The following is a 20,675-nucleotide window of genomic DNA, read 5'->3' as shown; positions in this document are numbered from 1 at the left end:
AAACCTTTGCAGCGCAAATGATGCCAGCACGGCGAGCCCTGCGTGCATCCAAGGCACAATATACTCCTTTTTCATGTCCAACTGACGTCAAGCGCTTTGACAATATGCGCATCACGCTATCAAAGCTATAACAAATCATGAATGTTTTTCGCGGCTTCAATCATCCGGACATCGCCCCTGCCTGTGCCTTGACGATCGGCAATTTCGACGGCGTGCACCGCGGCCACCAGGCCATGCTCTCGCTGCTCAAGGGCGAGGCGCAGCAGCGTGGCGTACCCAGTTGCGCGTTGACCTTCGAGCCGCACCCGCGCGACTTTTTTGCCGGCCTCACCCGCAACCCCGACCTGGCGCCAGCGCGCGTGGGCACGCTGCGCGACAAGCTCATCGATCTGGCGCACAGCGGCGTCGATCAGACCGTGGTATTGCCTTTCGATGCGCGGCTGGCCAACCTGTCGCCGCAGGCTTTCATCGACCAGGTGTTGCTGCAAGGCTTGGGCGCCAGATATGTGCTGGTCGGCGACGACTTCCGTTTTGGCCAGCGGCGCGCGGGCGACTACGCCATGCTCGATGCCGCCGGACTCAAGCAGGGCTTTGACGTTGCCCGCATGAACAGCTACGAGGTGCATGGCATGCGCGTCTCCAGCTCGGCGGTGCGAGAGGCGCTGTCTGAGGGCCGCATGGCGGATGCCACCCGCCTGCTTGGCCATCCCTACCGCATCTCGGGCCACGTGGTCAATGGCCGCAAACTGGGGCGCAGCCTGGGCTTCAAAACCCTGAACCAGCGCTTCGCCCACTGGAAGCCCGCGGCCAGCGGCATTTTTAACGTGCTGGTTTATGGCCTGAGCGCAGAACCCTTGCCGGGCGTGGCCAATCTGGGCGTGCGCCCGTCGCTCGATCCCAAGGACGTCAACGGCGGTCGGGTGCTGCTGGAAACCCATTGCCTGGACTGGCCTGCCGAGCTGGGGCCAGAAGGTGCCTACGGTAAAATCGTGCGCGTGGAACTTCTCCACAAATTGCACGACGAACTCAAATACGACTCCCTGGACGCTTTGACCGCTGGCATCCGTCAGGACTGCGAGCACGCCCGTGCCTACTTTGCCACCTTGCGCCACCATGACCACTAAGACCACAGACGCCGAATCCTCCGGCAAAGCCGATTACCGCAGCACGCTGAACCTGCCGGACACCCCGTTTCCGATGCGCGGCGACCTGCCCAAGCGCGAGCCGCAATGGGTCAAGCAATGGGAAGAACAAGGCCTGTACCAAAAGCTGCGCGATGCCCGCGCGGGTGCGTCTAAATTTGTGTTGCACGACGGTCCGCCCTACGCCAACGGCGCCATCCACATGGGACATGCCGTCAACAAGATCCTGAAAGACATGATCGTCAAGGCGCGCCAGCTCAAGGGCTTGGACGCGGCCTACATCCCGGGATGGGACTGCCATGGTCTGCCGATCGAGAACGCCATCGAGAAGAAATTTGGTCGCAAATTGGCGCGCGACGACATGCAGGCCAAGAGCCGCGCCTATGCCACCGAGCAAATCGACCTGCAACGTGAAGACTTCAAGCGCCTGGGTGTGCTGGGCGACTGGGACCATCCCTACCGCACCATGGATTTCAAGAACGAGGCCGACGAGATTCGCGCCTTCAAGCGTGTGATCGAGCGCGGTTTTGTCTACCGCGGCCTCAAACCGGTGTACTGGTGTTTTGACTGCGGCTCCAGTCTGGCCGAGTTCGAGATTGAGTACGCCGACAAGAAGTCGCAAACCCTCGATGTTGGCTTTTTATGCGCCGAACCGGCCAAACTGGCCACCGCCTTTGGCTTGGACGCGCTGGCCAAAGATGCCTTCGCCGTCATCTGGACCACCACCGCCTGGACCATTCCCGCCAACCAGGCGCTCAACGCGCACCCCGAACTCACCTACGCCCTGGTGGACACCGAACGCGGCCTGCTGGTCTTGGCCCAAGACCTGGTCTCCACCTGTCTGGAGCGCTTCGGCCTGACCGGCACTGTGCTGGCCACGGCCAACGGCAAAGCCCTGGGTGGCATCCACTTCAAGCACCCACTCAGCGCTGTCAATGCCGGTTATGACCGCTTGAGCCCGGTCTATCTGGCCGACTACGTCAGCGCCACTGACGGCACCGGCATCGTGCACTCCGCCCCCGCCTATGGTGTGGAAGACTTCAACAGTTGTGTGGCGCATGGCATGGCCTATGACGACATCCTGAACCCGGTGCAGGGCAACGGCACTTATGCCGCCGACTTCCCGCTGTTTGGCGGCCAGCACATCTGGAAAGCCTGCCCGGTCATCATCGACACCCTGCGCGAGGCCGGCCGCCTGTTTTGCACCACAGACATCGTGCACAGTTACCCGCATTGCTGGCGCCACAAAACACCGGTGATCTACCGCGCCGCCGCGCAGTGGTTCATTCGCATGGACGAGGGCGAAGGCGTCTTCACCAAAGACAAGGCGCCCCAGTCGCTGCGCAAGATCGCACTCGCTGCGATTGAAGAAACCGCCTTCTACCCGGAAAACGGCAAGACGCGCCTGCGCGACATGATCGCCGGCCGGCCCGACTGGTGCATCAGCCGCCAGCGCAGTTGGGGCGTGCCGCTGCCCTTCTTTTTGCACAAGGACTCGGGCGAATTGCACCCGCGCACCATGGAGATTCTGGACCTGGCCGCCGACATGGTCGAGGCCGGTGGCATCGAGGCCTGGAGCAAGGCCACGCCCGAAGAAATTCTGGCGCGTGTGGGCTGCGCTGCAGACGCACCCAGCTACACCAAGAGCAGCGACATTCTGGAAGTCTGGTTTGACTCCGGCACTACCCACACCACGGTGCTCAAGGGCTCGCACGCCGGCGCTGGCCATGAGCACGGCCCCGAGGCCGACCTGTACCTGGAAGGCCACGACCAGCACCGCGGCTGGTTCCACTCCAGCTTGCTCACCGCCTGCGCCATGTACGGCCGCGCGCCCTACAAAGGCATCCTGACGCACGGGTTCACCGTGGACAGCAAGGGACACAAGATGAGCAAGAGCGCCGGCAACGGCGTCGATCCGCAGGAAACCAGCAAGAAGCTCGGCGCCGAAATCATCCGCCTGTGGGTGGCCGCCAGCGACTACTCCGGCGACATCGCCGGCGACGACAAGATTCTGGCGCGCGTGGTGGACACCTACCGCCGCATCCGCAACACGCTCAAGTTTTTGCTGGCCAATGTCAGCGACTTTGACCCGGCTGTGGATGCCGTGCCACTGGACCAGATGCTGGAAATAGACCGCTACGCCCTGAGCCGTGCCGCCCAGTTGCAGGCCGACATCCTGGCGCATTTCGAGGTCTATGAATTCCACCCGGTGGTGGCCAAGCTGCAGATTTATTGCTCTGAAGATTTAGGTTCGTTCTACCTCGACATCCTGAAAGACCGGCTCTACACCACCGCGCCCAAATCGCTGGCCCGGCGCAGTGCGCAAACGGCGCTGTGGCAAATCGCCCAAGCCATGCTGCGCTGGATGGCGCCGTTCCTGAGCTTTACCGCCGAAGAAGCCTGGGCGGTGCTAAGCGCAGCGGGCAAGACACCTGACGCCACGCGCGAATCCATCTTCATGGACCAGTACGTGCCCCTGGCCGATGCTGATGCACCGCTGCTGGCCAAATGGGCGCGCATTCGCGAGCTTCGCGACGCCGTCAACAAGGAGATCGAAGTGCTGCGCGCCGACGGCAAGCTGGGCTCGTCGCTGCAAGCCAGCGTCACCTTGACGGTCGGCGCCGACGACCATGCCCTGCTGGCAAGCCTGGGAGACGACCTGAAATTTGTCTTCATCACCTCAAACATCGACCTGCAAGCGGGTGGCACCTTGAGCATTGGCGTCAGTCCTTCGAGCGGGGTCAAGTGCGAGCGCTGCTGGCATTACCTTGACGATGTTGGCGTGAACAGCGCTCACCCCACTCTGTGTGGCCGCTGCACCAGCAACCTGTTTGGCGCGGGCGAAACCCGCACGGTTGCCTGATGGCGCGCAAGCCCCCAACGCGCTCACTGCCCGCTGGCGCCAGCCTGCGGGCATGGCTCGGCTGGGCCATGCTGCTGCTGATTGCCGACCAGTTCACCAAGGTGCTGGTCATGGGCTATTACCAGTTGGGCGAGAGCACCCCTGTGACTATTTTTCTTAACCTGGTGCGGGTGCACAACAGCGGCGCGGCATTCTCGTTTCTGGCGGGTGCCGGCGGCTGGCAGCGCTGGTTCTTTACCGGCATTGGCATCGGGGCGGCCTTGCTGATGGTGTGGATGCTCAAAAAGCATGCCGGTCAAAAACTGTTTGCCTTTGCCATCGCCAGTATTCTGGGCGGCGCAGTGGGCAATGTGATCGACCGGGTACTGTACGGCTATGTGGTGGACTTTCTGGACTTCCACTGGCGCGGCTGGCACTTTCCAGCTTTCAACGTAGCCGACAGCGCCATCACGGTCGGCGCCGCCTGCCTGATCCTCGACGAACTGCTGCGGGTACGGCGCGGGCGTTAAAACTCACAAAGTCAGAATGCTGCAGCCCGTGGTCTTGCGGGCTTCCAGGTCGCGGTGCGCCTGCTGCACGTCTTCGAGCTTGTAGCGCTGGTCGATGTGAATCTGCACCTTGCCGCTGGTCACCGCTTCAAACAAATCATCAGCCATGGCTTGCGTGCTCTCGCGGCTGGCAATGTGAGTGAACAAGGTTTGCCGGGTCAAATAAAGTGAACCTTTGGGGCCGAGCATGCCGGGCGCAAACGGCGCCACCGGTCCCGAAGCATTGCCAAAACTGGCCATCAGGCCGAAAGGCGCCAGGCAGTCGAGCGACTTGTCCCAGGTGTCCTTGCCCACCGAGTCATAGACCACCTTGACGCCTTTGCCGCCGGTGATGTCCCTCACGCGCGTCAAAAAGTCCTCGGTGCTGTAGTTGATGACAAACGCCGCACCATTGGCCTTGGCCAGCGCGCATTTGGCATCCGACCCTGCCGTGCCGATCAGCCGCAGACCCATGGCACGGGCCCACTGGCAGGCGATCAAACCGACACCGCCGGCAGCGGCGTGGAACAGCACGAAGTCGCCCGGTCGCAAACCGCCCTGGGGCTGGGTCTTTTTCAGCAAATACTGCGCTGTGAGGCCCTTGAGCATCATGGCGGCGCCGGTCTCAAACGAAATGGCATCGGGCAACTTGCAGACGCACTTGGCCGGCATCACACGCAGCTCGCAGTAGCTGCCCGGGGGCTGGCTGGCGTAGGCAGCGCGGTCGCCCGCCTGCAGGTGCGTGACACCCTCGCCCACCGCCTCGACCACGCCGGCGGCTTCCATGCCAAGCTGCTGCGGCAGCGTCATGGGGTAAAGGCCGCTGCGCTGATAGACATCGATAAAGTTCAGACCCACCGCGTGGTGGCGGATGCGGATCTCGCCAGGGCCAGGCTCGCCCACGGACACCGTGACCAATTTGAGTTGCTCGGGTCCGCCGTGCTGGTCGATGCGAATGGCGCGCGATGCAGTCGTTGTCATGTTTGAATTCCTGAAAAAGTTGATTTGGGAAGATATTGCCATGATTTGGCAGCAAACGCTGTCACGAGGGCATCAGGGCACAGCAAAAGCCTTGTTACAGTCCTGCACCATGCACGCAAAACTCAGTCCAAGCACCATTTTTTTGCTGACCCTTGCCCCGATTTTGTGGGCCGGCAATGCCGTGGTGGGGCGTCTGGTGGCGCCGCTGGCTTCACCCATGACACTCAACCTGCTGCGCTGGGCCATTGCCTTTGCCCTGCTGCTGCCGCTGGCCGCGCCAGTGTTGCGCCGGGGCAGCGCCCTGTGGCCCAGCTGGAAGCGTTTTGTCTGGCTGTCGCTGCTGAGTATTGGCGGCTACAACGCGCTGCTTTATCTGTCGCTCAACACCTCCACCCCGATCAATGTGACGCTGGTGGGGTCGAGCACGCCGGTGTGGATGCTGCTGATTGGCAGGCTGTTTTTTGGCATGCGCATCTCGGGAAAGCAATGGCTGGGCGCTGTGTTGTCGATCTGTGGCGTGATGCTGGTCTTGAGCCGGGGCGAACTTGACGTGCTGTTGCAGGTGCGTCTGGTGCCCGGCGACCTGTACATGTTGCTGGCGTCGGCCGCCTGGGCTTATTACAGCTGGATGCTGGCTCACCCGACCACCGAACCGACTGAGATCAAACGCGACTGGTCGGCATTTTTGCTGGCGCAGATTGCCTTCGGGTTGGTGTGGTCAGGCCTGTTTGCCGGTGCCGAGTGGTCGCTGGGTTTTGGGCGGCTGCAATGGAGCGGGGGCTTGCTGCTGGCGCTGCTGTTCATCGCCATCGGCCCAGCCCTGCTGGCCTACCGCGCCTATGGTGCCGGGGTGGCACGCGCCGGTCCGTCTGTGGCCGGCTTTTTTGTCAACCTGACGCCGCTGTTCACCGCTGTGCTGTCAGCGGGCTTTCTGGGCGAATTGCCCCATCTGTACCACGCGCTGGCCTTTGTGCTGATCGTCGGCGGCATTGCGGTGTCGTCGTCGCGACGCTAAGGGTGTTGACTGGGCCAGCCTCAGGCAGCCCCAAGATTGGGCACCAGGCTACCCGCGTCAAGACCGCCCTTGAGCGCCGATGTGAACGCCAGCATGCGGTCAATCGGCAGCCGGGCACGGGGAATGATGGCGGGGTCAACGAACACCTCGTTAGTGCCGGTTTCCAGCACCCCGGCCACGCCAGCCAGACTGTTCATGGCCATCCAGGGGCAATGCGCACAGCTCTTGCACGTGGCGCTGTTGCCCGAGGTGGGCGCTTCCAGAAACACCTTGCCCGGATTGAGCGTGCGCAGTTTGTGCATCATGCCGTTGTCGGTGGCCACGATGAACTCTCTGGCGTCCATGTCGCGGGCAGCTTTCAGGATGCCTGAAGTCGAACCCACCGCGTCGGCCAGGGCAATCACGTCGGCCGGCGACTCCGGGTGCACCAGCACCTTGGCGCCGGGGTGCTGCTGCTTCAATCTTTCCAACTCAAGGGCCTTGAACTCGTTGTGAACGATGCATGAACCATTCCACAACAGCATGTCAGCGCCGGTTTCGCGCTGGATGTAGCCTCCCAGGTGCCGGTCTGGCGCCCACAGAATTTTGTGGCCCTTGTCCTTGAGTGCTCGCACGATGTCCAGCGCGCAGCTGGAAGTGACCAGCCAGTCCGAGCGCGCCTTGACGGCCGCGCTGGTGTTGGCATAGACCACCACGGTTCGATCTGGATGTGCATCGCAAAAGGCGCTGAATTCATCGACCGGGCAACCCAGATCGAGCGAGCAGGTGGCGTCCAGGTCGGGCATCAGCACGCGTTTTTCAGGCGACAGGATTTTGGCCGTTTCGCCCATGAAACGCACACCTGACACCACCAGCGTTTGCGCTGCGTGGTCGCGACCAAAGCGCGCCATTTCCAGCGAATCGCTGACAAGGCCACCGGTTTCTTCAGCCAGATCCTGCAGGTCGGGGTGCACGTAGTAGTGCGACACCATGACCGCATTCTTTTCGTTGAGCAGTCGGCGTATTTTGTTTTTCAGAGCGGCACGTTCAGTCTGGCTGGGTTCTTCCGGCACCCGCGCCCAGGCATGTTTGGTGGCACAGACCGCGCCGCTGACATCGGCTTGCGGCTGTTCGTAGTCAACTTCTTTCACGGCCATGTTCATGTTTGTTCCCGATTTTTAAAAAAATCAACGCTTTTCGTGGCCGTTTATAGCGGTTCGGTGGCAAAACGCATCGAAAAATCGACCGCCTTGATGTCTTTGGTCAAGGTGCCGATCGAAATGCGGTCCACCCCGGTGGAGGCAATGGCGCGCACCGACGACAGGTTGACGCCGCCAGATACCTCGAGAATGGCGCGCCCGGCATTGATTTCCACCGCTTCGTGCAACTGGGACAAGCTCATGTTGTCGAGCAGCACCATGCCAGCGCCAGCTTCCAGGGCCTCGTAGAGTTGCGCCAGGGTTTCGACCTCGATCTCGATAAAACGGGCATGAGGCGCCACCAAGGCCGCCTGCCGCAGCACCGCCGTCACGCCGCCGGCGGCGGCAATGTGGTTTTCCTTGATCAGCACCGCGTCATACAGCCCCAGCCGGTGATTGACACCGCCGCCGATATGAACCGCGTACTTTTCCGCCATGCGCAAGCCGGGCAGGGTTTTGCGGGTATCGACAATGCGGGCGTGCGAGCCTGGCACATCGCAGATGGCCTGCACGTAGTCGCCGGTTTTGCTGGCCACGGCGCTGAGTAGTTGCAAAAAGTTCAGCGCGGTGCGCTCGGCCGTCAGCAGCCCCCGCGCCTGGCCGTGGATCTCCAGCACCACTTGGTCGGCTTTGCAGCGATGGCCTTCGGGCACCAGCCAGGTCACATCGGCCTCGGGATCCACCAGTCGCAGAGCGGCCTGCGCCCAGGGTTGGCCGCAGATCACGGCGCTTTCACGCGCCACGACGCGGGCTCGGGCGCGCAGTTGCGGGTCAACAAGGCCAGCCGTCAAATCGCCAGTGCCAACATCTTCAGATAAGGCTCTGGTGGCATCGGCAGTTGCCAGTTCGGCCACCAAAGCAGGGGGGAAATCAGAATGAGAAGTCATGTCAAAAGTTTCCAGATGTGAAGTCTCAGCCGAATGATGCCACGTCGGGCTGCTCAACGGTCGGTTCGCGCCCCATCAAGGCGGCCACGGCTTGCTGCGCTGTCAACTGGCCGTCAAGCAAGGCCACCACCGCTTGCGCAATGGGCATGTCCACGCCCAGATGGGCGGCGCGCTCGACCACGGTGCGGGCGCTGTAAACGCCCTCGGCGACATGGCCCAGCGCGGCAGTGGCTTGGGCCAGACTCTGTCCCTGCGCCATTGCCAACCCTACCTGACGATTGCGCGACAAGTCGCCAGTGGCCGTCAGCACCAGGTCACCCAGGCCGCTCAAGCCCATGAAGGTGGCGGCGTTGGCACCCAGCGCCAGCCCGAGCCGGGTCATTTCCGCCAAGCCGCGCGTGATCAGGGCGGCACGGGCGTTCATGCCCAGACCCAGCCCATCGCACAAACCGGTGGCTATGGCCAGCACGTTCTTCACCGCGCCGCCCACCTCGACGCCCACAATGTCATCGCTGACATAAACCCTCAAGGTCGGGCTGTGGAACGCGTTTACCAAGGCCTGGCGCACCGATTCATGCGCACTTGCCGCCACCAGTGCGGTGGGCAGGTAGCGCGCCACTTCCAACGCAAAACTTGGGCCACTGAGCACACCGGCTATCAGCCCGGGCGCCACCTGCGCTTGAATTTCATGGGCCAGCAGACCAATCTCGCCCCCGATCGGCGCTTCGAAGCCCTTGCACAGCCAGGCCACCGGCGCCCGGCAGTCAGCCAGCGCCAGCAGTGTGGGCCGCAACGCTGCCATCGGTGTGGCCACCACCACCAGATCTGCACTGGCAGCCAAGGCCTTGAGCTCAGTCGCCGGGACTGCGCTGAAGGTCAATGCGGGCGGCAGGGCCACATCCGGCAGGTAGCGCTGGTTTTGGTGCTGCGCTTGCAGCAGGCTGACCTGCGCAGCATCGCGTGCCCACAGCGTCACCGCATGACAGCTGGATTTCGCGCTGGCACTCGCTGCCAGTGCTGTGCCCCAGGCACCAGCCCCCAGCACAATGATTTCCATCATGAGTTAAGCGTTTGCCACCGCATCAGAAGCACACCCGCGCGGCAAGATTATTGCGCGGGTGCGGGCTCGGTTTGGGCAGCTTGGGCGGCGCGCTGCTGCTCGTACATCGCCTGGAAATTGATTTCTGACAGGTGCACGGGCGGAAAACCACCGCGCTGGATCAGGTCGGCCACGTTGCCACGCAGGTAGGGGTACACAATTTGTGGACAAGCAATGCCCAGGATCGGGCCCATTTGTTCTTGCGGCAAGTTGCGCAACTCGAAAATGCCGGCTTGCGTGGCTTCGACCAGAAACACGGTTTTGTCCTTGATTTTGGTCTGAACCGTGGCTGTCACCATCACTTCAAAGACCCCTTCACCCACGGGCGCTGCGTTGACGCCCAACTGAATGTCGACGGTGGGCTGCTCCTGCTCCAGCAGAATCGCGGGGGAATTGGGTTGTTCCAGCGAGACTTCTTTGAGATAGACACGTTGAATTTGAAAAATGGGGTCTTGGGTATCGGCCATGGGGGTCTTTCAGTTAAAAATGATGACGTTCGCACCCGTTCAGGCGCGTAAAAATGTCTGCCGGATTATCTCAGACCGTCTGCAGCAGCGGCAGCAAACCGCCCTTTGCGTCCAGCGCCACCAGATCATCGCAGCCCCCGACGTGGGTGCTGCCAATGAAAATTTGCGGCACGGTGCGCCGGCCGGTGACGGCCATCATCCGGTCGCGCTCGGCCGGGTTTTGGTCTATGCGGATTTCTTCAATGCTCTCAACGCCACGAGCCTTGAGGAGTTGCTTGGCGCGAATGCAATAAGGGCAAACGGCGGTGGTGTACATCTTGACGGCTTGCATCATGGGCTCCAGGGTTCAGGCTTTTTCAACCGGCAAATTGGCCGAGCGCCAGGCACCCAGGCCACCCGCCAGCGATTGCACGTTCTCGTAGCCCAGCTTTTTGGCTAGCCCCAAGGCACGGCTGCTGCGCGCACCCGACTGGCACACCAGAATCACCGGCAAGGACTTGTTCTTGACCGTGGTGGGCAGTTTTCCCTCCAGTTGGCCCATGGGAATATTTTTGGCGCCGATCGCGTGTCCGGCGGCAAATTCGTGGGGTTCGCAAATGTCGATCATCACTGCCTTTTCGCGGTTGATCAGTTGTACCGCGCCATCCGGGGTCAAGGCGCCCTGGCCAGCGCCTTTGATGAGGGGCATCATGAGCATGGTGCCAGCCGACAGGGCCACGGCAATCAACATCCAGTTATCAAGAATAAATTTCACGGGTAATTTCCTAGGTGTGGGACTTGTGTCAAGCGCGGCATTTTAGAATGCAGCAGCGGCATTGCTCCGACGCACGCACTTATTCCTTTATTTCACATGCACAAACTTGTTTTGATTCGCCACGGCGAATCCACCTGGAACCTGGAAAACCGCTTTACCGGCTGGACCGACGTTGACCTGACCCCCACCGGGCTGGAACAAGCCATTTTTGCCGGGCGCCTGCTTAAGGCCGAGGGCTATGACTTCGACATCGCCTACACCAGCGTCCTGAAGCGCGCCACCCGCACGCTGTGGCACGTGCTCGACGAAATGGACCGCACCTGGCTGCCGGTGGTGAACAGTTGGCGCCTCAACGAGCGCCATTACGGCGCGCTGCAAGGACTCAACAAGGCCGAGGTGGCCAAGCAGTATGGCGATGCGCAAGTGCTGATCTGGCGGCGCAGCTACGACACGGCGCCGCCGGCGCTAGCGCCCACCGACCCGCGCTGCGAGCGCGGCGACGTGCGCTACGCCAAGCTCGCCCCGGAGCAGGTGCCGCTGACAGAATGCCTGAAGGACACGGTGGCGCGCGTCATGCCGTTCTGGAACGAAGCCCTGGCGCCTGCGATGCTTCTGGGCAAACGCGTGGTGGTTGCTGCCCACGGCAACTCAATCCGGGCGCTGGTCAAGTACCTCGACAACATCTCCGACCGCGACATCGTGGGCCTGAATATCCCCAATGGTATTCCGCTGGTTTATGAACTCGACGACGAACTCAAACCTATTCGCCATTACTATCTGGGCGATGCCGAGGCTGCGGCGAGGGCTGCCGCTGCCGTGGCGGCACAAGGAAAACAGTAACTTTTTTCGCCAACAGGGAACCCTGACACGGCGCATCGCTCTAAACGGCTCTTATATAAAGCTCACACGCTCTGGAATCAAAATGGGTCATAAATTAAAAGTCGCTGGCTGGATCTCGGTCGGCGTGGTTGCTGGCGCGCTTACCACCGTATCCTTGCAAACGGTGGCGCGGGGCGCGCTCGCGCCCCTGCCGCTCGAAGAGTTGCAGCAATTGGCGGCGGTCTTCGGCATGGTCAAGACCAATTACGTCGAGCCGGTCGATGAAAAAAAGCTGATCACCGATGCCATTGCCGGCATGGTGTCCGGGCTGGACCCGCACTCGGTCTATCTCGACAAAAAAGCGCTGCAGGATTTCAACGAAGGCACCACCGGCAAGTTTGTCGGCGTGGGCATCGAGATTTCCCAGGAGGACGGGCTCATCAAGGTGGTTTCGCCGATTGAAGACTCACCCGCGGACCGCGCCGGGCTCAAGCCAAATGACCTGATCGTCAAGATTGACGACACTCCCGTGAAAGGCATGACGCTCAACGAGGGCGTCAAGCGCATGCGCGGCGAGCCCGACACCAAAGTGATTTTGAGCATTTTCCGCAAGGGCGAAAGCCGCACCTTTTCGGTGACCATCACACGCGCCGAAATCAAGACCCAGAGCGTCAAGGCGAAGGTGATCGAGCCCGGCTATGCCTGGGTGCGCATCAGCCAGTTCCAGGAGCGCACGGTGGCCGACTTTGCCCGCAAGGTGGAAGACATTTACAAGCAGGAGCCAAAACTCAAGGGCCTTGTGCTCGACTTGCGCAACGACCCGGGGGGCTACCTGGACGCGGCGGTCGCCATTTCGGCTGCCTTTCTGCCCGAGAATGTGACGGTGGTGTCAGCCAACGGCCAACTCGCCGACAGCAAGTTCACCTACAAGGCCTCGCCGCGGTATTACCAGCGCCGCGGTGGTGCCGATCCGCTGAAACGTCTCGAAGAAGTCACGCACGGCGCCCTCAAGACCGTTCCGCTGGTGGTGCTGGTCAACGAAGGCTCTGCCTCGGCCAGCGAGATCGTGGCCGGCGCCCTGCAAGACCACCAGCGCGCCAAGCTGCTCGGCAACCAGACCTTTGGCAAGGGTTCTGTGCAAACCGCCGTCTGCCTGGACTCGGCTTTTCGCATGGACAACTGCCCCACCGCAGCGCTCAAGCTCACCACCAGCCGGTATTACACACCCAGCGGCAAGTCGATTCAGGCGAAGGGCATCGTGCCCGACGTCATGATCGATGAGAGCGCCGACGGCAACCTGTTTGCCGCCCTGCGCACGCGCGAGGCAGACCTGGAAAAACACCTGACGAGCGGCCAGGGCGACGAGGACAAGGACGCGGCGCGGGAAAAAGCCCGCGAAGAAGCCCGCATCAAGCTCGAAGAAGAAATGAAAAAACCAGCGTCCGAGCGCCGCTTGCCGGAACTGGGGTCAGACAAGGATTTCCCCTTGACGCAGGCCTTGAACCAGCTCAAGGGTGTGCCTGTGCTGGTCAGCAAGACCTTGGTCGAGCGGCCGGAAGAGAAGAAAGAAAATTAAGGGATGGCATGACCGATGACGACCTGCTGCGCTACTCGCGTCACATCCTGCTCAACGAAATCGGGGTGGAAGGCCAAGAGCGCATCCTGGCGGCTCGGGTGCTCATCGTCGGTGCCGGCGGTCTGGGCTCGCCGGTAGCACTCTACCTGGGCTCGGCCGGTGTCGGCCGGATCACCGTGTTGGATGACGACACGGTGGACATGACCAACCTGCAGCGCCAGGTGGCGCACACGATGGACCGTGTCGGCAGCCCCAAGGTGCGCTCCATCCAGGCGGCCATTGCCCAGCTCAACCCGGGGGTCGAGGTCACGGCCATTCAGCAACGCGCCGATGCCGCACTGCTGGACCAACTGGTGGCGCAGTTTGATGTGGTGCTGGATTGCTGCGACAACTTTGCCACCCGGCATGCCATCAACGCGGCTTGTGTGGCGCACCAGAAACCGCTGGTCTCGGGTGCCGCAATCCGCTTCGACGGCCAGGTCAGCGTGTATGACGCGCGAGACGCTCTGTCACCCTGTTATGCCTGCGTTTTTCCACCCGAGGCCACGTTCGAAGAAACCCGCTGCGCCACCATGGGCGTGTTTGCGCCGCTGGTCGGCATCATCGGCAGCCTGCAAGCGGCCGAGGCGCTCAAGTTGATCACGGGTGCCGGGCGTCCCCTGACCGGCCGCCTGCTGATGCTCGACGGCCGCGCCATGGAATTTACCGAGGTGCGCATCAGCCGCCATGCAGCCTGCCCGGTGTGCGGCACGACGCACGCACCACAATCTGCTTAGGCGATCAACGCGGTGGCTGACACGGGCCGTGGCGCTGGCGGAAATCGCGCGGCAACAGGGCCGCCGGGTCAGCGAACAAGCCCAATCTGGCCAACCGCGCTGACGCTTCCTGCACCGCATAGGGCCCCAGGCCGTTGTGCCAGCGGCTCGACCAAGCCTGACCGGCGCTGACCAGTGCTGCTCCAACATCGCGTGCATCGACGCGCAGCCGTCCCAAATCGCGGCCATAACTGTCCTGAAAATTCACCGTCACTTGCACTGGTTTGCCGGCCACCAGCCCTTGCAGCGCGGCACGTGCGGCCTCGCCTCCCGGCTGGCACAGCTCGGGTGCGTCCAGGCCCAGCAGGCGCACTTTTCTGGGCACCGAGCCGTCTGCAGGCCTGAGCCACAGGGTGTCGCCATCCGACACATGGGTCACCACACCCGTCCAGACCCTGGCCTGCAAACTGGCGGGCAGCAGCAAGCAGAGCATGATGAATTTGCGCCACATAAGAACCTCAGGCGCTCACGATCCAGCCTTCCAGCGGATCCAGGTCAAGCGGCAAGCCGTAACACGCAGCGCCGGCGTCTTGTTGTGTTTGCGCCCAGGCTGCCTGCATCAGGCACAGCACCGCGTCGAGCGCATCACCGCGCGCATCATCGGCCAGGGCGTCGCGTTGCGCATGGGACAGCTTGAGGCGCAGGCACAACCGGGTGTTGCCCTGCTCCAGCGCGGTAATGAGGTCCTTGCGGGCAATCAGGCGCTCGGACGTCTGGCGTGCCTTGTCATCGGCCTTGTAGCTGCGCTGGCCCAGCACCTCGCGCGCGAGCATGCCGGGGTAGGCTTCCAGGGCGATTTTCTGATTGTTGCCAGCGTGCAAGCCTGGCATCGTGGCGCCTGCCTGCAGCAGCAGCGGCACCCCGGCGTGCAGCATGAAAGCCACCGGAGGATTGACCCATTTCATGCTCGGGCTCGATCCTGCGGGCCGATCGGTGGCACGATGGGCAAACTTGCCACCCACCGGGCGCGCCATGCAAAAAGCGGCAAATGCAAGGCGTATCTGATCGCGGCTCAGGCGCGTGTAATGGGCCACGCAGGCCGCCCAGTCGGTCGGCCAGCCCAGCGTTTGCACCAGTTCCCGCGGCAGCCCGAACGGCAAATCGAACGCGCCAACCCAAGCGGGCATTTGTTTGAGCCTGTCTGAAAAGCCCGCAAGCGTTGCAAAACGTTCCAGACTGGCGAGGCGTACACGCCCACTGTGCAGGGTGCCAAAAGCTAAAACAACGGGTTTTCTGGTCGTGGGTGCACTGGAAAAATCACAGCCAAGCAACACGCTGGCAGGCACGAATCAGGCGCGGCCGATGACAGATGCGGTGGCCATCAGTTCTTCGAGCAGAGCCAGCGAGACCAGGCCGGAAACCGAATAGGGATCAAGCTCGGGCTTTTCTGCGTATTTGAGCAAAATGGATGCGTTGATGCGGTTCATGTTGACCTCGCCCATGGTCCAGCCAGCAAAGCGGCGCTCGGAAATCTCCTCATAGTGCAGCAGCACCACGTCCTTGTGGCGAGGGTCGCGCTGGATGTGACCATACAGGTCACTCACGGCCATGCGGCCACCTTCGATGGCTTGCAAGAAGATACCGCCGCCATAGCACAACACGCCGGTGACACCGGTGCTCGGGTTGTGCGTGCGCGACTGCTGCAAAATGGATTCAATGGCCTCGGGGCGGGTATCGATGGCCCGGCTGGCATACAACAAACGTACCAACATCGTTAACCTTTCTGGGGAATCAGAGACAAAAATTCGCGACGCAAATTGGCGTCTTTCAGGAAACTGCCGCGCATGACCGAGTTGATCATCTTGCTGTCAACGTCCTTGACACCGCGCCAGCTCATGCAAAAGTGGCTGGCTTCCATGACGATGGCCAGGCCGTCGGGCTGGGTTTTTTGCTGGATCAGGTCGGCCAGTTGCACCACCGCCTCTTCCTGAATTTGCGGCCGTCCCATGACCCATTCGGCCAGCCGCGCGTATTTTGACAGGCCGATCACGTTGGTATGTTCGTTGGGCAACACGCCAATCCAGATCTTGCCCATGATCGGGCAAAAATGGTGGCTGCAGGCGCTACGCACCGTGATCGGACCCACGATCATCAGCTCGTTGAGGTGCTCGGCATTGGGGAACTCTGTGATGGGTGGGGCTTTGACGTAGCGGCCCTGAAACACTTCCTTGAGGTACATCTTGGCCACGCGGCGCGCAGTGTCATCTGTGTTGTGGTCATGCTCGGTGTCGATCACCAGACTGTCCAGCACGCCTTTCATCTTGTCTTCCACTTCGTCGAGCAGCAGCTCAAGCTCGCCAGGTTCTATGAAGTCGGCAATGTTGTCATTGGCATGAAAACGCTTTCGGGCGGCCTGTACGCGCTCGCGGATCTTGACGGAGACCGGCGTGCCTTCTTCTGTGGGAGCTGAATTCATGGTTAGGGTAAACAGTAATTGGATTTAAAACAATATTAGCAGTCTTTTGGCAGCAAGGTTATTCGCCTGAAATGCTTACGTTTATGGCTTTCAAAGCTATAAATCTAATAGCGTTTTCCATTGATGAACAACAACACCCGCATGACCACATAGGCCGCCCGGTCCAGCAGCCGCTGCATCAGAGGCCGGTTGGCATAAACTGCCGGGTCAACCCGTGTGCCCTCGACCTGTATGGCGTGCTCCAGGCGCGCCTGCAAATTCTGTGCAAATGTCGCGTCGTCCACCACCACATTGGCCTCGCGTGCCAGCAACAGGCTCAACGGATCGAGGTTGGACGACCCCACGGTGGCCCAATGGCCGTCAATCACTGCCACTTTGGCGTGCAGGAAACTCACCCGGTACTCAATGATCTCGACCCCGGCAGCCAGCAGCGTGCCATAGACCATGCGCGCCGCATGGTACTGCATGAAATATTCGTACCGCCCCTGCAGCAGCAGACGCACGCGCACACCGCGCTGCGCCGCATGTATCAAGCCTTTGCGAATTTTTCGGCCTGGCAAAAAATAAGCATTGGAAATGATAATGTCATGCTGCGCCTCGCCAATGGCATGACGATAAGCGCGCTCGATGCGGGTACGGTGACGCAGGTTGTCGCGCAAAATCAGGTCCGCCCTGGTGAGCGCCTGATCGCGGGTGACAGACCTGTGATCGGCTTGGTCCAAAGCGTCGGGGTCAGACTTGTTCGCCTCCTGCAAGGCTTTCCAGGCCGCCGCCAGTTCACCCCGGCGAACAACACGCGTGGCCTGCAAACGCCACCAGAACTGCACCAGCGCGGCGTGCGCTGATTCGACCAGCGGACCGGTCACGCGCACCGCAAAGTCAAAACGGGGTGCCTTCAAGTTGCCGTGATTGGGGTCATAAAAATCGTCCAGCACATTGATGCCACCACAAAAGGCCACGCGGCCATCCACGACACAAAGTTTGCGATGCAGACGCCGCCAGCGGCTTGGAATGAACATGCCCAGCCGCCCCAACGGTGAGAAAATGCGCCAGGCCACGCCAGCCGACGAAAAACGGCGAGCCCATTCATTGCTCAAATTGTCAGTGCCGGCACCGTCCATCACCACAAACACCGCGACGCCGCGGGTCGCGGCGCGCTCCAGGGCTTGCGCCACATGTTCTCCGGAGCCCTCCACGCTGAAAATGTAAGTCTCCAGCCGAACCTCGTACACACTGAGATCAATCGCCTGCACCAGCGCCGGAAAAAATTCCTGCGACCCCTGCAACAAATCCACCTGATGACCGGGCGCAAACATGCTGAGAATCAGCTGATCGGCAGGGAAAATTCGGCGATCAATGGCAGATGGTCGGACATCCGCGTCCAAATGTGCCCCTGAGGCACCATCAATCCCATCGGTGTCAAGTTGCGAGCAAACACATGATCAAGTTGTGCCAAAGGCAGGCGCGACGGAAATGTGGGTTGGCGCGCATTCCAGGAGTGCAGGCCTTCCCGCGCCATCGCCTGTTGCACGGTCTTGCCCCAGTCGTTGAAGTCGCCGGCCACCAGCAAAGGGGCCGACTCGGGTATTTCCCGCTCGATAAAGCGCTGCAACTGCGCGATCTGACGCACCCGGCTGGCCTTGATCAACCCCAAGTGCACCACCAGCACATGCACCATTTTTCCATGGACGTTGAGCATGACGTGCAAGAATCCCCGCTGCTCCAGGCGGTGATCAGACATATCCTCATGCTGATGCGACAGCACCGGCCAGCGCGACAGCAGCGCATTGCCATGCTCGCCGTGGCGCGTGATGGCGTTGGTGCGGTAGACCGCCTCGTAGCCCTGGGGGGCCAAAAAATCAGCCTGCGAAAGTTCCGGCCACATCGGAAATCGTTTGGCTTCAAGGCGGTTGCTGTGCCGCACCTCTTGCAGGCACACCACATCGGCATCCAACGACTCGACGGCCAGGCCGAGGTTGTGAATTTCCAGGCGACGCGCAGGCCCAAGGCCTTGCACCCCTTTGTGAATGTTGTAGGTCGCGACCCGAATGATGTTCATGGCTGGTTCGGCTTGCGAAAAAACCTTGGCAACAACAGACACGCCTCGGCGTTGGAAGGTGAAAAACAGGCCTGCGCCGCCTGGGCATAGGGCAGCCACTGGAACGCCGTATGCTCGTGCGGGCTCAAACGCACCTGGGTGCTCTTAGGCACCTGCAAGCCAAATAAATGCTCGGTGTTGTGCATCACGCCGGGCGCATAACGATGACGCCAGCGGGGATAAATCTCATACACATTTTCAAGTTGCCAATCCTGGAGAAAACCGGCCAGAGGTGTGCCGGGCGCGCAATCAATCCCCGTCTCTTCGAACACCTCACGCCGGGCAGTTTGCTCAAAGGACTCATCCAGCGTGTCTTTGCTGCCCGTGACAGATTGCCAGAAATCATCGACGTCTGCGCGCTTGATCAACAGCACCTCCATCGCCGGAGTGTGAATGAGCACCAACACCGATTGCGGTATTTTGAATGGGCGAGAAAATGCAGTCACGGGGAAACAATGATTCCAATTAAAAAGGGCGCCAAGTCAGCGCCCTTTCATTTTGCATCAAACCGATATCAGCAAATTCAAGACGCTTTCACCGCCTCGGGGGTGCGCAGTCGAATGTGCAGTTCACGCAGCTGCTTTTCGTCCACCGGCGACGGCGCCTGGGTCAGCAGGCACTGGGCGCGCTGGGTCTTGGGGAAGGCGATCACGTCGCGGATCGACTCGGCGCCGGTCATCAGCGTCACGATGCGATCCAGGCCAAAGGCCAGGCCACCGTGCGGCGGGGCGCCGTATTGCAGCGCGTCGAGCAGGAAGCCGAACTTTTGTTGCGCTTCTTCTGGCGTGATCTTGAGCGCATCAAACACCTTCTTTTGCACCTCGGCGCGATGGATACGCACCGAACCGCCACCCATTTCCCAGCCGTTGAGCACCATGTCGTAGCCCTTGGAGATGCAATTGGCAGGGTCCGTGACCATCAGGTCTTCATGGCCGTCCTTGGGCGCGGTGAACGGGTGGTGCACGGCCATCCAGCGGTCAGACTCTTCGTCGTGCTCGAACATCGGGAAGTCCACCACCCACAGCGGTGCCCAGCGGTCCTCGAACAAGCCATTTTTCTTGCCAAACGCACTGTGGCCAATCTTGATGCGCAGCGCACCGATGGCATCATTGACGATTTTTTCCTTGTCGGCACCAAAAAACAGCAGGTCGCCATCTTTGGCACCCGTGCGTTTCAGGATTTCAGCGAGTGCGGCATCGTGCAGATTTTTAACCACCGGGCTTTGCAGGCCTTCGCGGCCTTTGGTCACGTCGTTCACCTTGATCCAGGCCAGGCCCTTGGCACCGTAAATCTTGACAAATTCACCATAGTTGTCAATTTCACTGCGGGTGATCTCGGCCCCGCCCGGCACACAAAGCGCCACCACACGGCCGCCCTTGGTGGTGGCAGGCGTCGAGAAGACCTTGAAGTCCACATCGGCCATGACGTCGGTGAGTTCGGTGAATTCGAGCTTGACGCGCAGGTCGGGCTTGTCGGAGCCAAAGCGGCGTGCCGCCTCCTGGTAGGTCATGACCGGGAATTCACCCAAATCGACACCCAGGGTGTTCTGGAACACGGTCTTGATCATGCCCTGAAAGATCTCCCGGATTTCTTCCTCGTCCATGAACGAGGTTTCGATATCGATCTGGGTGAATTCGGGCTGGCGATCGGCGCGCAGGTCTTCGTCGCGGAAGCATTTGGTGATTTGGTAGTAGCGGTCAAAGCCGGCCACCATCAGCAACTGCTTGAACAGCTGCGGGCTTTGCGGAAGCGCAAAAAAGTGACCGTCATGGACCCGGCTGGGCACCAGATAGTCGCGCGCCCCTTCGGGCGTGCTCTTGGTCAGCATCGGGGTTTCGATGTCAACGAAACCATTGGCGTCCAGAAACTTGCGCACTTCCATGGTCACGCGGTAGCGCAGCATCAGGTTGTTTTGCATGTAGGGACGGCGCAGATCCAGCACCCGGTGCGTCAGGCGCGTGGTTTCGCTGAGGTTTTCCTCCTCGAGTTGGAACGGCGGTGTGACAGATGGATTGAGCACCTTGAGCTCGTGGCACAG

The 20,675-nt window shown here is 61.2% G+C and carries 22 protein-coding genes; 7 read left to right on the top strand and 15 right to left on the bottom strand.

Translation table 11 applies throughout. The annotated features are described in order from the left end of the window. The first annotated feature begins 137 nt into the window (after positions 1-137). From PHF15_RS14430 to lspA, 3 genes are read left to right on the top strand one after another with little or no spacing between them, the layout of a single operon-like run. On the top strand, positions 138-1,124 hold the full coding sequence (locus PHF15_RS14430) for a bifunctional riboflavin kinase/FAD synthetase (protein ID WP_300122112.1): 987 nt from the start codon (positions 138-140) through the stop codon (positions 1,122-1,124). Further along, positions 1,114-4,005: an isoleucine--tRNA ligase gene (ileS, locus tag PHF15_RS14425; RefSeq protein ID WP_300122110.1), complete on the top strand. Its 2,892-nt coding sequence runs from the start codon at positions 1,114-1,116 to the stop codon at positions 4,003-4,005. Before PHF15_RS14430 ends, ileS begins: the two co-directional genes overlap by 11 nt. Next, positions 4,005-4,514: a signal peptidase II gene (lspA, locus tag PHF15_RS14420; protein WP_300122108.1), complete on the top strand. Its 510-nt coding sequence runs from the start codon at positions 4,005-4,007 to the stop codon at positions 4,512-4,514. Before ileS ends, lspA begins: the two co-directional genes overlap by 1 nt. A 3-nt stretch (positions 4,515-4,517) precedes the next feature. On the opposite strand, the gene PHF15_RS14415 is transcribed toward lspA, so the two are convergent. Next, a complete protein-coding gene (locus tag PHF15_RS14415; protein ID WP_300122106.1) occupies positions 4,518-5,513 on the bottom strand; it encodes a quinone oxidoreductase in 996 nt (331 codons plus the stop codon). Positions 5,514-5,622: 109 nt separating this feature from the next. On the opposite strand from PHF15_RS14415, the gene PHF15_RS14410 reads away from it, so the two are divergent. Next, a complete protein-coding gene (locus PHF15_RS14410; protein ID WP_300122103.1) occupies positions 5,623-6,528 on the top strand; it encodes a DMT family transporter in 906 nt (301 codons plus the stop codon). 20 nt (positions 6,529-6,548) lie between these two features. On the opposite strand, the gene nadA is transcribed toward PHF15_RS14410, so the two are convergent. The 6 genes from nadA to PHF15_RS14380 form a co-directional block, all read right to left on the bottom strand. Further along, on the bottom strand, positions 6,549-7,670 hold the full coding sequence (nadA, locus tag PHF15_RS14405; protein WP_300122100.1) for a quinolinate synthase NadA: 1,122 nt from the start codon (positions 7,668-7,670) through the stop codon (positions 6,549-6,551). A 44-nt stretch (positions 7,671-7,714) separates the two neighbouring features. After that, complete coding sequence (nadC, locus tag PHF15_RS14400; RefSeq protein ID WP_300122098.1) at positions 7,715-8,593, bottom strand: carboxylating nicotinate-nucleotide diphosphorylase; 879 nt, start codon at positions 8,591-8,593, stop codon at positions 7,715-7,717. Between the two features lie 25 nt (positions 8,594-8,618). Next, complete coding sequence (locus PHF15_RS14395) at positions 8,619-9,650, bottom strand: NAD(P)H-dependent glycerol-3-phosphate dehydrogenase (RefSeq protein ID WP_300122137.1); 1,032 nt, start codon at positions 9,648-9,650, stop codon at positions 8,619-8,621. 50 nt (positions 9,651-9,700) lie between these two features. Further along, positions 9,701-10,159 carry a protein-export chaperone SecB gene (gene secB, locus PHF15_RS14390; RefSeq protein ID WP_300122096.1) on the bottom strand — a complete coding sequence of 153 codons (459 nt, stop codon included), beginning with the start codon at positions 10,157-10,159 and terminating at the stop codon, positions 9,701-9,703. Between the two features lie 70 nt (positions 10,160-10,229). After that, positions 10,230-10,490 (bottom strand): glutaredoxin 3, encoded by a 261-nt coding sequence (gene grxC, locus PHF15_RS14385; protein ID WP_300122135.1) that lies wholly within the window; start codon positions 10,488-10,490, stop codon positions 10,230-10,232. Between the two features lie 15 nt (positions 10,491-10,505). Next, positions 10,506-10,913 carry a rhodanese-like domain-containing protein gene (locus PHF15_RS14380; RefSeq protein WP_300122094.1) on the bottom strand — a complete coding sequence of 136 codons (408 nt, stop codon included), beginning with the start codon at positions 10,911-10,913 and terminating at the stop codon, positions 10,506-10,508. Positions 10,914-11,009: 96 nt separating this feature from the next. On the opposite strand from PHF15_RS14380, the gene gpmA reads away from it, so the two are divergent. The 3 genes from gpmA to moeB all read left to right on the top strand — a co-directional run bounded on the left by gpmA (position 11,010) and on the right by moeB (position 14,084). After that, on the top strand, positions 11,010-11,753 hold the full coding sequence (gene gpmA / locus PHF15_RS14375; protein ID WP_300122093.1) for a 2,3-diphosphoglycerate-dependent phosphoglycerate mutase: 744 nt from the start codon (positions 11,010-11,012) through the stop codon (positions 11,751-11,753). 82 nt (positions 11,754-11,835) lie between these two features. Next, positions 11,836-13,308: a S41 family peptidase gene (locus PHF15_RS14370; RefSeq protein WP_300122092.1), complete on the top strand. Its 1,473-nt coding sequence runs from the start codon at positions 11,836-11,838 to the stop codon at positions 13,306-13,308. An 8-nt stretch (positions 13,309-13,316) separates the two neighbouring features. Beyond that, positions 13,317-14,084, top strand: coding sequence for a molybdopterin-synthase adenylyltransferase MoeB (gene moeB / locus PHF15_RS14365; protein WP_300122089.1), 768 nt, complete (start codon positions 13,317-13,319; stop codon positions 14,082-14,084). Between the two features lie 4 nt (positions 14,085-14,088). Here moeB and PHF15_RS14360 read toward each other — a convergent pair whose 3' ends face one another. The 8 genes from PHF15_RS14360 to aspS form a co-directional block, all read right to left on the bottom strand. Further along, positions 14,089-14,556 carry a thermonuclease family protein gene (locus PHF15_RS14360; protein ID WP_300122087.1) on the bottom strand — a complete coding sequence of 156 codons (468 nt, stop codon included), beginning with the start codon at positions 14,554-14,556 and terminating at the stop codon, positions 14,089-14,091. A gap of 25 nt (positions 14,557-14,581) precedes the next feature. Next, positions 14,582-15,409, bottom strand: a complete 828-nt coding sequence (locus PHF15_RS14355) for a DUF429 domain-containing protein (RefSeq protein WP_300122085.1) — start codon at positions 15,407-15,409, stop codon at positions 14,582-14,584. 3 nt (positions 15,410-15,412) lie between these two features. Beyond that, entirely contained in the window at positions 15,413-15,835 is a 423-nt protein-coding gene (locus PHF15_RS14350) for a BLUF domain-containing protein (RefSeq protein ID WP_300122083.1), read from the bottom strand. Positions 15,836-15,837: 2 nt separating this feature from the next. Further along, positions 15,838-16,539 (bottom strand): GTP cyclohydrolase I, encoded by a 702-nt coding sequence (folE, locus tag PHF15_RS14345; RefSeq protein WP_300122081.1) that lies wholly within the window; start codon positions 16,537-16,539, stop codon positions 15,838-15,840. 104 nt (positions 16,540-16,643) lie between these two features. Further along, positions 16,644-17,855, bottom strand: coding sequence for a cardiolipin synthase ClsB (clsB, locus tag PHF15_RS14340; protein ID WP_300122079.1), 1,212 nt, complete (start codon positions 17,853-17,855; stop codon positions 16,644-16,646). Positions 17,856-17,863: 8 nt separating this feature from the next. Next, positions 17,864-18,598 carry an endonuclease/exonuclease/phosphatase family protein gene (locus tag PHF15_RS14335; protein ID WP_300122077.1) on the bottom strand — a complete coding sequence of 245 codons (735 nt, stop codon included), beginning with the start codon at positions 18,596-18,598 and terminating at the stop codon, positions 17,864-17,866. After that, positions 18,595-19,083, bottom strand: coding sequence for a dihydroneopterin triphosphate diphosphatase (gene nudB / locus PHF15_RS14330; RefSeq protein ID WP_300122076.1), 489 nt, complete (start codon positions 19,081-19,083; stop codon positions 18,595-18,597). The genes PHF15_RS14335 and nudB overlap by 4 nt, the downstream gene beginning before the upstream one ends. A 77-nt stretch (positions 19,084-19,160) precedes the next feature. After that, positions 19,161-20,675, bottom strand: a 1,515-nt coding sequence (gene aspS / locus PHF15_RS14325; protein ID WP_300122075.1) for an aspartate--tRNA ligase, incomplete at its 5' end; no start/stop codon positions are given.

Source organism: Rhodoferax sp. (genome assembly GCF_028689295.1).
GTDB lineage: Bacteria > Pseudomonadota > Gammaproteobacteria > Burkholderiales > Burkholderiaceae_C > Rhodoferax.
The sequence above is the reverse complement of the archived record's forward strand: the minus strand, read 5'-3'. Positions and strand labels throughout refer to the sequence as shown.